This is a genomic window from Flavobacterium chungbukense (assembly GCF_020805785.1).
Taxonomy (GTDB): Bacteria; Bacteroidota; Bacteroidia; order Flavobacteriales; family Flavobacteriaceae; genus Flavobacterium; species Flavobacterium chungbukense.
The window spans coordinates 56,093-68,872 of sequence record NZ_JAJGZV010000012.1 but is presented as its reverse complement, the minus strand read 5'-3'; the positions used below and the strand labels follow the sequence as shown (position 1 = coordinate 68,872).

The 12,780-nt window shown below is 32.8% G+C and carries 11 protein-coding genes; 4 read left to right on the top strand and 7 right to left on the bottom strand.

Annotated elements, in window-relative coordinates; translation table 11 throughout:
• Nucleotides 1–2: 2 nt before the first annotated feature.
• The gene (locus tag LL966_RS22070) at nt 3–1,217 is read left to right on the top strand and encodes an MFS transporter (RefSeq protein WP_229356306.1); all 1,215 of its coding nucleotides are present in this window, start codon (nt 3–5) and stop codon (nt 1,215–1,217) included.
• Between the two features lie 46 nt (nt 1,218–1,263).
• Here LL966_RS22070 and LL966_RS22065 read toward each other — a convergent pair whose 3' ends face one another.
• Nucleotides 1,264–1,578, bottom strand: coding sequence for a hypothetical protein (locus LL966_RS22065; protein ID WP_229356304.1), 315 nt, complete (start codon nt 1,576–1,578; stop codon nt 1,264–1,266).
• 215 nt (nt 1,579–1,793) lie between these two features.
• Here LL966_RS22065 and LL966_RS22060 point away from each other — a divergent pair, with 215 nt between their 5' ends.
• A complete protein-coding gene (locus tag LL966_RS22060; RefSeq protein WP_229356302.1) occupies nt 1,794–2,153 on the top strand; it encodes a hypothetical protein in 360 nt (119 codons plus the stop codon).
• 72 nt (nt 2,154–2,225) lie between these two features.
• On the opposite strand, the gene LL966_RS22055 is transcribed toward LL966_RS22060, so the two are convergent.
• The 6 genes from LL966_RS22055 to LL966_RS22030 all read right to left on the bottom strand — a co-directional run bounded on the left by LL966_RS22055 (nt 2,226) and on the right by LL966_RS22030 (nt 9,692).
• Entirely contained in the window at nt 2,226–2,918 is a 693-nt protein-coding gene (locus LL966_RS22055; protein WP_229356301.1) for a CPBP family intramembrane glutamic endopeptidase, read from the bottom strand.
• Nucleotides 2,919–2,992: 74 nt separating this feature from the next.
• Complete coding sequence (locus LL966_RS22050; protein ID WP_229356300.1) at nt 2,993–3,583, bottom strand: Crp/Fnr family transcriptional regulator; 591 nt, start codon at nt 3,581–3,583, stop codon at nt 2,993–2,995.
• Nucleotides 3,584–3,879: 296 nt separating this feature from the next.
• Entirely contained in the window at nt 3,880–4,401 is a 522-nt protein-coding gene (locus tag LL966_RS22045; RefSeq protein WP_229356299.1) for a PPC domain-containing DNA-binding protein, read from the bottom strand.
• A 288-nt stretch (nt 4,402–4,689) separates the two neighbouring features.
• Nucleotides 4,690–6,201, bottom strand: a complete 1,512-nt coding sequence (locus tag LL966_RS22040) for a glycoside hydrolase family protein (protein WP_229356298.1) — start codon at nt 6,199–6,201, stop codon at nt 4,690–4,692.
• Between the two features lie 245 nt (nt 6,202–6,446).
• Nucleotides 6,447–8,624, bottom strand: a complete 2,178-nt coding sequence (locus LL966_RS22035) for an HAD-IIB family hydrolase (RefSeq protein ID WP_229356297.1) — start codon at nt 8,622–8,624, stop codon at nt 6,447–6,449.
• A gap of 171 nt (nt 8,625–8,795) precedes the next feature.
• Nucleotides 8,796–9,692, bottom strand: a complete 897-nt coding sequence (locus LL966_RS22030; RefSeq protein WP_229356296.1) for a carbohydrate kinase family protein — start codon at nt 9,690–9,692, stop codon at nt 8,796–8,798.
• Nucleotides 9,693–9,881: 189 nt separating this feature from the next.
• On the opposite strand from LL966_RS22030, the gene LL966_RS22025 reads away from it, so the two are divergent.
• Both LL966_RS22025 and LL966_RS22020 read left to right on the top strand, forming a co-directional pair.
• On the top strand, nt 9,882–10,262 hold the full coding sequence (locus LL966_RS22025) for a hypothetical protein (protein WP_229356294.1): 381 nt from the start codon (nt 9,882–9,884) through the stop codon (nt 10,260–10,262).
• Between the two features lie 117 nt (nt 10,263–10,379).
• The gene (locus LL966_RS22020) at nt 10,380–12,755 is read left to right on the top strand and encodes a TonB-dependent siderophore receptor (RefSeq protein ID WP_229356292.1); all 2,376 of its coding nucleotides are present in this window, start codon (nt 10,380–10,382) and stop codon (nt 12,753–12,755) included.
• Nucleotides 12,756–12,780: the final 25 nt, after the last annotated feature.

Sequence of the window (12,780 nt, the reverse complement as noted above, 5' to 3'; positions counted from 1 at the left end):
AAATGAAAATTTTACAAGAAAACCACAAGGGCTTTAGTACATTATTAGCCCTTGCCTTGATTCCTTTGTCTGGCTTTGCCACCGATATTTATTTGCCGTCTCTTCCTGCAATGGCAAATGATCTGCAGGTTTCGCCTGCGGCGGTGCAGCTTTCTCTAGTTTTATTTATGTTTAGCGTTGGAGTCAGCCAGTTTTTTATCGGAAGTATTTTGGATAGTTTTGGGCGTTATAAAATAAGTTTGGCTTCTCTTGCGATATTTTCTGTCACAAGTTTTGTTATTGCTTTGGTGCCGAATATTTATGTTATTTATGCCATGCGAATTATTCAAGGAATTACAATTGCTTTAATTGTAGTCGGGAAACGCGCTTATTTTGTAGACTTATTTACGGGAGAAAAACTAAAAGGCTATATAAGTTTATTTTCGATCATTTGGGCTTGTGCACCGATTATGGCTCCGTTTTTAGGGGGTTATTTACAAAACAGTTTTGGCTGGAGATCGAACTTTTATTTTCTCGGCGGACTTTCATTAGTATTCCTGATTTTAGAATTGATTTACAGCGGAGAATCTTTAAAACATTATCAGCCTTTTAAACTTAAAACAATTGCCAAAACCTATACAGATATGCTAAAAACTCCCGACTTTACTTTAGGTTTGCTTATGATCGGAATTTGTTTTGGAATCGTGCTTGTTTACAGTTTATCAAGTCCGTTTATTATAGAACGCGTTTTCGGTCATTCTGCCATTACAACAGGATATAGTTCGCTATTGTCTGGTTTTTCTTTAATGACGGGAGGAATAATTGCAAAATCGATGATTAAAAAACCTTTGGTGCAAAAAGTAGGAACTGCATTTGCCATACAGATTATTTTAGTTTTACTGATGATTTCTACAGCTTCTACAGCAAGCAATCTGTATACTTTAGTTGGTTTTATTATTGGAATTCATATCGCAGGCGGATTTATCTTTAACATCATTTATGGTTATTGTCTGACTCGTTTTACCAAAAATGCTGGAGTAGCAAGCGGATTAACTGGTGGCGTGATGTACATGATTAGTTCTGTCTTTAGCTACGGATTTGCAAATTTATTTGAAGTAAAATCACAGCTTTTACTGGGTGTTGCAGATTTATCACTGCTTGTAATTGTTTCGATTCTATTTGTAATTTTCATTAAATACAGGTTAAGAGATATTGTTGCAAAACCTGTTCTCGAATAAAAAAAATGCTGTCTTTATGGACAGCATTTTTTTTTGTTTTTATAAATTAATCGATCTTATAACCGTCATCGCTAAATGTTTCTGGCTCGCGATCATTTTCATCGTAACGTTCCACTAGATCGTCATCCATATCGTTTTCATCCAAATCTTCGATATCATCATCTAAATCGCTTTCTGGCGTATTTTGCTCGAAATCAAAATCATCGTCTTTGTTCTGCGTATCTGAAAATTCTTTATTCAAATAATCATTATCGCTGGATTGTTTTTCTTCGAAAAGAAATTTTTCATCGAATGGATCTTTATATTGTTCTGAAAAGTTTTGATTTTCATCTTCGAAATTGGTGTATCTATCTGCTATCATAATGAATTTCTTTTAATTAATAAATCTGAAAACTTATAGTATTAAAATTAAAAATTAGCTTTAGAGTTATTTTATACGATTCTCATTTACAGTTGCTAAATTTTCATTACAACCTTAAAATGAAGTTTTCTAAAGCTTTTGCTTTTCAGAAGTAAATTGATACTTTATCTTTGCCATTCGAAGTAATTTTACTTTTTAATTTATAGTAATAACGAATGACAATACAAGATTTAGTTGGAAATTATGCTATTTCAGGAAGCAATCAAGATGAGAGTAATGAGATTACTTATAAAGGCCTTTTGACTTTGGCTTTAGATCAAAATAATAGAATTAAAGCAGAATGGATTATCAATAACTCGCAAATACAAAAAGGAACTGGTTTTTTTAAAGACAATATTCTAGTCATTAATTTTAGGTACAAAGGAGATGATCATAAAACGTATAAAGGAGTTGCGGTTTACAGATGTATCAACAAAGATATTCTAGACGGATTTTGGTCTGAAAAACATGGCAATCCACTTTATTTGGGAAGTGAATATTGTTTGCGAACAGAAACTAAGGAAAGATTGAATTAAATAACTATTAAAAATAAAAACTGCGCAAAGCCAATTAGAACTTTACGCAGTTTTTCATTTATTTTTAAAATATTAATTTGTCTGACTTACTAGCGCTTTAGTTTTTTTATCATAAATAATAATGAAACTAATCCAAATGGCTAATAAAGCTAGGATTATAAGTAATTCTGTTTCGTGAACGCCTTTTACAAAGAAATTGTTTAAAGAATGCACTCCAGCAACAGCCAATAACGAACCAGTTTTTGTGTATACTTTTCCTATTCCCCACGCGCCAAAAAAGATAATTACTAAGAAAATTAAATTGTTTGAAGTCATTTCTAAATTAAGATGCCACGCAAACCAAAGAATGGCAATAATTGCTGTAGAGTAGAATGTAGGAAGCGATTTTAATTGGTTTTGTAAAAATCCACGCCAGCCAATTTCTTCCAATAAACCATAAACTACAATAGTAAACATTAATAAAATTGGAAATTTACCCAACGTAAAATAATAAACGCTAGAAATTAAAACAACAGGAAGTATCCAATAAACAGCGAACGGAACAAGAACCGTTTTATAAATTCCTTTTAAAGAAAGCGGATTATTAAGCGCAAATAATTTTATAGCAGCAAAAGCACCAATTGCTGGACCAACGCCACGAAGTAGAATTTTTAAATACTCACTTTCGACTCCTGCCAATAAATCGGTTTTTACAGCAACGTATCTGCAAATAATTGCAATTACGTAATAAACTATAATGGCTCCAAAGTTGATTTTATTTTTCATCGGTTATTTTGTTTGATTTAGTAAAGCAAACTTAGCGAGCCAAAATGAAAACAAAATTGACTTTGGGTAAGAAATCATTTTTCGGTAACTCTTTTTCGAATTCGGCTTAAACTTTCTGCCGTTAATCCGAGGTAAGAAGCAATGATTTTTAAGGGTGTTCTCTGAAAAATTTCGGGTCTAGATTCAATAAGTTTTATATAACGTTCTTGAGGCGAAAGCGTTAAAAGATTGATCTGTTCTTGTTGTTTGCGCACATAAAGCATTTCAGAAATGGCTTTTCCAATTCGCAAACCTGTTTCCGATCTTTGATACAATTCGGTTAAATCCTGATGATAAATGGACCATAAAGTAATGTCTTCCAAAGCTTCAGTCTTAATAACAGATGGTTGCTGATTTAGAAAAGACATATAATCACTTATAAAACTATTTTCATATAATAAGTTGATGCAAATGTCCCTTTTTCCATCCCAAACAAATAATCCCGCAGATCCTTTTATGACAATGTTGAGGTATTTTTCAACGCCGTGGTAATCTTTTATAATTTCAGATTTTTGAAATTCACGCACTTTAATTTTCTCTGAGAAACCTTTCCAGATATTCATGTCGGCAGTAAAATAAGTTTCGAAAATTTTCTTTACATCTTCTGGAGAAGGACTTTGTGGCATTTTATAAAAGTATCGGTTTGAATTGCCAATTTAAGTTTTATCTGTCAAAAATAAAAATAACTGTATTACCTCGTTATTTTATTTTTTTAAACACATAGAAACATAGATTTTTCTTTCTTGAAAAAGGTGATGGAAAGAAACTAGTTTCTAACACATAGCTTTATGTAAACTTTGACATCAACTTTGACACTCCTAAAACTATGTTTGTTTAAATAAGTGAAATGCCTCTTTTTAAGTATAATATTCTATATTTCTATGTGTTTAAATAATGACAACAATGAATTTAGTACTAAACCTTACTTCAAACAAGGCAATTGTAAAACATTAGCATTCAAAGGCTGTTCAATCTTTCTTTCTAACTTTTCGCTATTTACAGTGATATAAATTTCCATAGAACCCGTTCCAACTTTAAGCGCCAAAATATGTCCGCCGTAAGCATCAAATTTATCATCTGTTGCCACCCCGTGCATGTGTATAGAAGGTTTTTCGCCACTCCAGGCAATAGAACCTGTAATGCTTCCCATTTCGACTTTATTGAAAGTTTTGGGGTGAAATTTCTTTTCTCCAAAATCATAAAAACCAAAAGTCGCATCTTGCGCAAAACCAATTCCAGTAAAGTTTGCTGACGGAATATTTTGTTCTTTGGCTAAATTTTCAATTTGAGAAAGCACATTATCGCCTTCGCGAAGAACCATCAGATAACCATAATTAGTTTTGGTATAGCGACATTTTTCTTTATCGTTTTGCTGTGCGTTAGCTAAATTAAAAGTCAGCAAAAATAATAATGCAATGAAGATTTTACGGATTTGAATTTTCATAATTATTTAAATTAAAATTGTAATTAATCTGTTGAATGTATTGCAAGAAAAGATTTTAAACACATAGAAACATAGGTTTTTCTTTCTTGGAAAAGGTGATGGAAAGAAACTAGTTTCTAAAACATAGCTTTATGTAAGCTTTGAGATCAACTTTGTCAAAGTTTTGAACTTTGACAAAGTTTGACACTCCCAAAACTATGTTTGTTAATGCAAGTGAAACGCCTTTTAGCGCAAAGAAAATCTATGTTTCTATGTGTTTAATTTAATTATATCGTGGAAAAAAAAACATTAAACTACAGAATTGGGCTGTAACTCATTATTATATTTTTCAGGATCTGATGCTGCATATTCATTTTCTGGTTCTGGAATAACATGAATTTTAGAATCGCTAATCGAAATTACCGCAGAACAAACATAAATTCCAACTTTTCCTTCGTTATATTTAAAATCTAACAAAGTCAGTTTTACAATATCATTAATCGAAAGTTCGTAGTAATTTCCGTAGCGGATAATCTTAAAAGAAATCTGTTTTTCTTCTCCGATTTCAAACTGATTGGTTTGGATATTTTCAAAGATAAAATTGTTCTTAACATCTTTTTCATTAAATCCCCAGGCTCTAAACTGAACGAAACCATTCATAAAATCAATCGAAATGTAATACCCAGTTCCTTCCTTATCGCATTCAATTACAAAACCGGTTTTTCCCATTCCTTCTACAGATAGCGTTCCTTCCCAAACAAAATCACTTGAAGGTTTTTCGAAACCATAAATTTCGTAACCGCTTCGACAGCCAAAACGCCATTTATTTTCATTTTCTAAAACAAATTCGGCAGTAGGATTTCCTAAAATAGGCATTGGCTGAGGCAGATCTTTTTGAAGAATCGTTTTTTGATATAGCTTTTGCCAGTAATAGTAACTTTTTAAAAGAAGTCTGCCGCTTTTATCTGTTTCCAATTCTTTTGGAGGTGGAATAACTCGGTGGGTGTTGACATTTCCGTCAGCAAAATAAAAATTATAAACCAGAAAATGTTTTCCGTCTTTTACCACTCTTGCGGCATAATTTCCTTGTGGCAATAAAACATTATTATGAAAAGCCGAATATTCACCTTTAAATTCAGAAGAAGACCAATAACGGACTTTAATATCTTCTCGAATGGAACCCAATAAATAATGCGATCCTTTAATTTCAAAAACACACGGACATTCTACATCATCATATACATACGGAATATGAAGCGGTTTTTGCAGCACATAACCCTCTTTTTCTCTTTTAGCAACTCCAATGCAACCTCTTCGATAAGTTGGTCCAGAAGCACTTCTAGCGCAGATTAGCAAGTAATCTTCATTTTTATATTGGTATTTAAACGGATCTCTAAAACTAATCCATTCTCTTGGATTATTGTTTTTTCCTTCATAATGTGGTGGTTCACTTTTGAACGGAAGTCCGTATAAATTTTCTTTTTTCCAATTAATTAAATCGGTCGAAATGGCTCTTCCCACTTTCTGTTCAATTCCTTTATCTTGACGTTTAAGTCCTGTATAATACATTTCATAACCTTCTCCTTCCGATTTTTTGCTAATATGCATGGTCCATAACATATCATCATCCCATTCTCCCGGATCCCCTACAAATAGAGCATTTTTTACTCTTTTCCAAGAAAGACCATCTTTTGAAACTGCATGTGCAATATAATCATGATTAGGGATGATTAAATGAAACAAATGATGAACACCTTTTTCGTCTATAAATACATCAACATCTCCAATTTCCCAATTACTAAATCCTGATCCTGAATACATTTTATTACTTATTTAATCGTTACTATTTTTAATTTTTAAACACATAGAATCATAGATTTTCTTTCCATTGAAAAGGTGTTTCACTTGCATTAACAAACATAGTTTTTTGAGTGTCAAACTTTGTCAAAGTTCAAAACTTTGACAAAGTTGATCTCAAAGCTTACATAAAGCTATGTGTTAGAAACTAGTTTATTTCCATCACCTTTTCCAAGTAAGAAAAACCTATGTTTCTATGTGTTTAAATTTTATTTAATTACTTTATAATGTTTTAATCCTTCTAAAATTCCTTCTGATGCCGAAGTTTTAGCGACATAAATACTTTTTGTTGTTTCGTAATCGGCTAATTCTGCACTTCTGTTTCCTACGATAATTCCTTTTACGGGGCCTCTAAACATATCTACGTCATTTCCTGAATCTCCGGCGGCAATTACATTTCTTAAAGGAATAGACCATTTTCTGCATAAAAATTTAATTGCATTTCCTTTTGAAGCTCTTTTTGGAATAAAATCCAGAAACTGCCCATGACTCGGAATAATATTGACTTTATACCAGTTTGTTCCTAAAACGCGAATTAATTCTTCATGATCGTAATGTTCCTTTTCATAATAATAAGAGATTTTATAAGGATTTTGAGCCTCTTCTTCTTGCAATTTTATCCATTTGATGGTTTTTAGACGAGTCACAATATCATCTCTTTTCCATCTTCCAGAGAGAAATTTTGCCCAGCCTTTATCTAAAATATAATCCTTTCCGTTCGTATAATAAATTTCGGTTCCGACAGAGCAAATAATAAAATCGGGAAGAGAAAATTCTTCCTCATCAATTACTTTTTTAACGAGCTCTAGATTTCGTCCAGAAGCCATTGCAAAAGCCATTTTATCGGTACGATTGACCAGATGGGTTTTTAATTCCTTCAAACCTGGATTAGAAAGTTTAGGTTCAATTAAAGTTCCGTCAATATCCGAAACTAACAAATGATCGATTTTTCTTTTTAAACGGTCAATGTTGATATTGGGATAATGCTGTTTTTTAATTCCAGCAGAAGAAACCGATAAATTCTCATTTATTAAGTCAACATATTGGTTTACGTGACTTACCCAACTGTAATGTTTTTGAATATTGATCGCGCCATTATTCGAATAATATTTCCATTGATTTTCGTCGGTTAAAATATTGCGAAGCGCTTTTTTAATTTGACCTTCTTCTTGAGGATTAACCAATTCTCCATTTTGGCAAACGGGAATAATTTCTGAAGGGCCACCATTTTTTGTTACCACAACCGGAAGTCCAGAACTAGCAGATTCGATAACAGTTAAGCCGAAGTTTTCATGTAAAGCCAAATTCACAAAAACACCTCTTTTTTCTGCGGCATAACGATAAATAATTGAAACTTCATTCTCTACATCGTGCTTTTTAGGGATCGCCATTTTTCCATACAAATCGTATTTGTCCATTAAAAGCAACAAATCAGTCAAAACGTTTTTCTCCGATTCCGGCATTTTAGCAATGTCTTTACGGATTCCGGCAAAAATTACCAGATTGGCAAGACTCTGAAGTTCTTTGTCTTTTCCGTAAACTTCAATCAAAGTGTTGAGGTTTTTATGACGATCTGGTCTAGAAAGTGCCAGAATAATAGGTTTGTGCGGATTGGTAAGAAATTTTGAAATACTTTCTTGAACCCAATATTTTCGTTGTATTTCTTCCATATTTTTATCAGAATCATTTTCCTGAAAATAATAGGGTATAAACTTTCGGGTATCAATTCCGGGAGAAATAGCGTGGTATTTTCCTAACTCGAAATTTTTATAGGCTTTGTAAGTCTCAATTTCTTGTTCGGTAGAGGTTACAATAAATTCTGCGAGTTCAAGTGTTTTTTCTTCGGCGGCAATTCGGGCTTTAAATTTGAATTTTTTTTCGATTTCTTCTTCGATTTCTCCGCCCTCCAATAATTTTTTCTTTTTATAAAAGCCTAATGAATGTCCGGTGTGCGCAAAAGGAATATTTAAAACTGCTGACAATTCTGCTGCGGCATAACCAGCGTCAGCGTAGTGAGAATGAATCCAATCTGGAAAAATATTATGTTGTTTGATGTGCTGCATTGCACCATTCACGAAAGTGTCCAGACCTTCCCAAAGCTGTTCTTTAGCTTTGTATTTTTTTCCGAGAAAAGGGATTCGTCTTATATCTAATTTCTCGTTGATAACTTCAATCGGAACTGCATATTCTGGAGAAAGAGCAGGGTCGTCTATTAATCTCGTAAAAAGATGCACGTGTTCTACATCTTCATGCTGGGATAAAAATTCTGCTAATTCGTAGATATATTTGGTCTGGCCTCCGTTGTCGGCATCTCGTCCAATTTCAAGACCAGAACCTTTTAAAAGTCCGTGTATATTGATAAGTGAAATTCGTAATTTTTTCATCATTCTTCATTAAATATTTTCAAAACGCAAGTTACAGCGCCTGTCGCGATCTCGAAGAAATAATTACGTTTTAAATTTACATAGTTCCCATGTTTGAAAGTAAAAACAGATGTTTTAACTATAAAAAAAGCCTGATTTTCAAATCAGGCTTTGGATATTTTTTATATAATGTATTTAATTTTTATTGATAAGATTTTCAATATCAATTTTCGAAATTTCAGGATTTGCCCCAGCCGATCCAGCGACCAAAGCACCAGTTGCGCAAGCAAAGTTTAAAGCATCTTGCGGTTCTGTATCTGTTAAAAGGGATGTGACTAAAGCACCTAAAAAAGAATCTCCAGCACCAACAGTATCTTCAACTTTTACGTTATAACCCTTATTTTCGTAAAGATGTTTATCCCACAATAAAACAGCGCCGTCTTTTCCTCTTGTAACACATATTGCAGTTGCATTGGTCAGCGAACAGATAAAATTTATATTTTCTTCTAAAGTAGTATAAGGAGAATCTAAAGCGGAACTAATTTCTGCCAGTTCTTCATCATTAAATTTGATAAAATTGGCAAACTGCATTAATTCGAGCAAAAGTTCATAATCGTAATGCGGTTTTCTTAGATTAACATCAAAAACTTTATATGTATGGGTATTGAGTAATTCTTCTAAAGCACTTCTCGAAACTTCATCTCTGCAAACCAAACTGCCATAAATTAAGACATCTGAAGTAACAACTAATTCTCTGGCATCTTCGTTTAAAACGATTTTGTCCCAGGCAGATGGATAAAGAATTTCATAAGTAGCAGATTTGCTTTCGTCTAAAGTAACATGTACTAATCCAGTAGGAAAGTCGTTAGCTTTAAGAATGGTGTCTGTTTGTAAACCTAATTTTTTTACTTCTTTTATAATGGTTTCACCATCTTCATCATTGCCAACGCAGCTAATCATATTAGAGTCTGCGCCAAGAGCTTTCATGCGCAATGCTACATTGAGCGGAGCTCCGCCAATTCTCTTTTCGTTACCAAAAATATCATACAATACTTCGCCAAAAGCGACGGCTTTAAGTTGCTTGTTACTCATTTAATTTTCTTTTTAATTTAGTATTTGGGGCTTGTAATATCTTTCTTAATTGGATAAAAATAAAAAACATTAGTGGTCTGTGCAACCAAATGATAAGAAAGACAAAGTTTTATTAACTTAAAAATATCCGAAATTTCAGTATATATTTGTTTCGAGGAACTTTTTTTAAAATGAAATATCTTAAAAAAAATGATAAAATGGATAAAAATTTTAGCAAGCTGTTTCGCTTTTATTGTCCTGATTTATGAAGCGAATTTTTATATCACCCATAAAGCTAATTCTTATTTATCAGTTCATGGAGGACCTTTAAACCATTATAAACAAGATTTTCTTTTACGGCTAAACGATAAGAAAATAGGCGACAGCATTAATGTAAATATTCCAACTCCATTTTCTCAAGGTGTCAATCTTTCTTTAGGAAAAAACACAATTATGCTTAGTAGCACAGATTCTAAAATCAGTTTTGAAAAAGAGATTTATTTTTACGGAATTTTCTCTTTTAATAGTATTGAAATTACTTCTGACGAATTTATATTTAGTCGAAGTTTTACAGTTCCTGTTTTAGAATAATAAATTCCCTTATCGATTTTAATTAATTTTTAAGAAAATTTTAATCTTTCTATAAGATTTCATTTCTCGTTTATATATTTGTAATCAGTCTAAATAAGAATAAATTACAAATTTTATATGAAAACAATTTTTAAAACACTTAAAAACAATGTTTTAACTCAAGTGTTTCTAACGTTTTTGATCCTTTTTATCTGTTCAGAAACTGCCTTTTCTCAATCTAATATGGGTACAATTTCAGGTAAAGTCATCCTCAAAGACGGAAATTCTTTACAAGGTGCCAGAGTAAAAATTTCAGAATTAAATAAAACAGCAACAACAGATTCAGAAGGTTTTTATCAATTAAAAAATATTCCGTTCGGAATCTATTTGGTTGAAATAAATCTAAATGGTTACGATGCCATGCCAGCTTCTGTTTCTATTGATCAAAATAGTGCCGATGTAAAAGTTGATTTTGAATTGACGTATACTTCTCAAAAATTAGAAGAAGTAATTATTAGTTCTGGAGGAAACCGCTTTGCTAGAAAAGAAAGTGAAGAGGTTTCTAAAATGAAACTGAAAAACATGGAAAATCCGCAGGTTTATACCATTGTAAGCAAGGAATTGATGAAAGAGCAGGTTATTACAGATTACAATAGTGCTTTTAAAAACGTTCCCGGAGCAGGTATTGCTGAGGTTAGAAATCAAGGAAGAACAACCAATATTTCGAGAGGTTTTGCAACGCCGCAATTAGTAAGGAATGGGGTTGGAAGTTTTACTTACACGACAATTGATCCGTCTAACTTAGAGCGTATTGAGGTGATTAAAGGGCCATCGGCAACTTTATTCGGAAGTACGATTTCTTCTTTTGGAGGTTTATTTAATCGTGTCACAAAAAAGCCTTTTAATTTCTTCAAAGGAGAGGTTTCCTTTTCTGCTGGAGATTGGGATTTGAATCGATTAACAGCAGATATTAATACGCCATTAAATGAAGACAAAACCGCTCTTTTTAGAATTAATACGGCTTTACATAGTGAAAGAAGTTTTCAGGATGCAGGATTTAATAAAAGCTTTTTCATCGCACCGAGTTTTTCTTATGAAGTTAACGAAAGATTGACTTTGTTAATTGATGCTGAATTTAGCACTTCTAAAGGAACTTCACCAACAAGATTAGCTCCTTGGACTGGAGGAACGGCTCATAGCATTGAAGAGTTAGGAATTCCTTACAAACTTTCTTTTGCAAATAATACCGTTAATTATACCAGTCAGCAATATAATGTATTTGCTCAATTAAAATACAAAATGTCAGAGACGTGGACTTCGCAAACAATTGTTTCTCGTACGAGATCATCATCTGACGGATATGTTGTGGCATTGACTGTTTTGAGTAATGAAACGTTGAGACAGCAAGTTACAAATCAAGAATATCCATATTATGGAACTGATATTCAGCAAAATTTTAATGGAGATTTCAAAATTGGAAAATTGCGTAACAGAGTAGTGGCTGGTTTTGATTACTATAGTCTTCGTGCAACGCGAAATGATGCTTCTGTAAATATGCCTGCGATTAACTTCAAAAAACCTGGAGATGCATACAACAATTTTACAATAAAAAGAATAGAACCATTATTTGCAACAGCTAAGTATACCAATTTTGTTTCTAATAACGAAAGAACATATAGCGCGTATGTGTCTGATGTTTTAAATGTTACGGACAAATTATTAGTTATGGCTGGAGTTAGAGCTGACCGTTATATTAATAAAGGAGTATATTATCCAAGTCGTGATTCTATTGCTGGAAATTACAATCAGACGGCATTTTCTCCTAGATTTGGAGCTGTTTATCAGGTTATTAAAGATAAAGTTTCGGTATTCGGAAATTACATGAACGGATTTAATAATGTTGGTGGATCTGATTTTAACGGAAATACATTCAAACCAAATCAAGCCAATCAGTTTGAGGGCGGAGTTAAATTTGACTTTAATAAAATCAGCGCCACTTTTAGTTATTACGATATTAAAGTAACAAATGTAACGCGAGATGATCCAGATCACGTGAACTTTCAGATTCAGGACGGAACTCAGTTGAGTAAAGGTTTTGAAGCAGAATTGATTGCCAATCCAATTCGTGGTTTAAACATTGTAGCAGGTTATACGTATAACGACAGTGAATATACCAAAGCAAATCCTAGTATTAATGGACTGCGCCCGACTACGGCTGGTTCGCCAAGAACCGCCAATCTTTGGGCAAGTTATCGTTTGTCTGAAGGGCCAGCCGCAGGTCTTGGATTTGGTTTCGGTGGAATTTACGGAAGCGAATATTACCAAACCAATACAGCAACTTTTAAATTTAGCATTCCTTCTTACACTGTTCTGGATGCATCTATATTTTACGATAGACCAAAATTCAGATTAGGCTTAAAAGTAGATAATCTTACGAATGAAAAATATTGGTCTTACCGTTTGGCCGCTCAGAATCCAACGAGAGTTACAGGAAATATTACGTTTAAATTCTAAGATTATAAATCTTTCATTTAAATGA

What these genes read in the sequence shown, in the direction of transcription:
- LL966_RS22070 (WP_229356306.1), top strand. Translation starts at nt 3, where the DNA reads ATGAAAATTTTACAAGAAAACCACAAGGGCTTTAGTACATTATTAGCC.
- LL966_RS22065 (WP_229356304.1), bottom strand. Translation starts at nt 1,578, where the DNA reads ATGATAGCAGATAGATACACCAATTTCGAAGATGAAAATCAAAACTTT.
- LL966_RS22060 (WP_229356302.1), top strand. Translation starts at nt 1,794, where the DNA reads ATGACAATACAAGATTTAGTTGGAAATTATGCTATTTCAGGAAGCAAT.
- LL966_RS22055 (WP_229356301.1), bottom strand. Translation starts at nt 2,918, where the DNA reads ATGAAAAATAAAATCAACTTTGGAGCCATTATAGTTTATTACGTAATT.
- LL966_RS22050 (WP_229356300.1), bottom strand. Translation starts at nt 3,583, where the DNA reads ATGCCACAAAGTCCTTCTCCAGAAGATGTAAAGAAAATTTTCGAAACT.
- LL966_RS22045 (WP_229356299.1), bottom strand. Translation starts at nt 4,401, where the DNA reads ATGAAAATTCAAATCCGTAAAATCTTCATTGCATTATTATTTTTGCTG.
- LL966_RS22040 (WP_229356298.1), bottom strand. Translation starts at nt 6,201, where the DNA reads ATGTATTCAGGATCAGGATTTAGTAATTGGGAAATTGGAGATGTTGAT.
- LL966_RS22035 (WP_229356297.1), bottom strand. Translation starts at nt 8,624, where the DNA reads ATGATGAAAAAATTACGAATTTCACTTATCAATATACACGGACTTTTA.
- LL966_RS22030 (WP_229356296.1), bottom strand. Translation starts at nt 9,692, where the DNA reads ATGAGTAACAAGCAACTTAAAGCCGTCGCTTTTGGCGAAGTATTGTAT.
- LL966_RS22025 (WP_229356294.1), top strand. Translation starts at nt 9,882, where the DNA reads ATGATAAAATGGATAAAAATTTTAGCAAGCTGTTTCGCTTTTATTGTC.
- LL966_RS22020 (WP_229356292.1), top strand. Translation starts at nt 10,380, where the DNA reads ATGAAAACAATTTTTAAAACACTTAAAAACAATGTTTTAACTCAAGTG.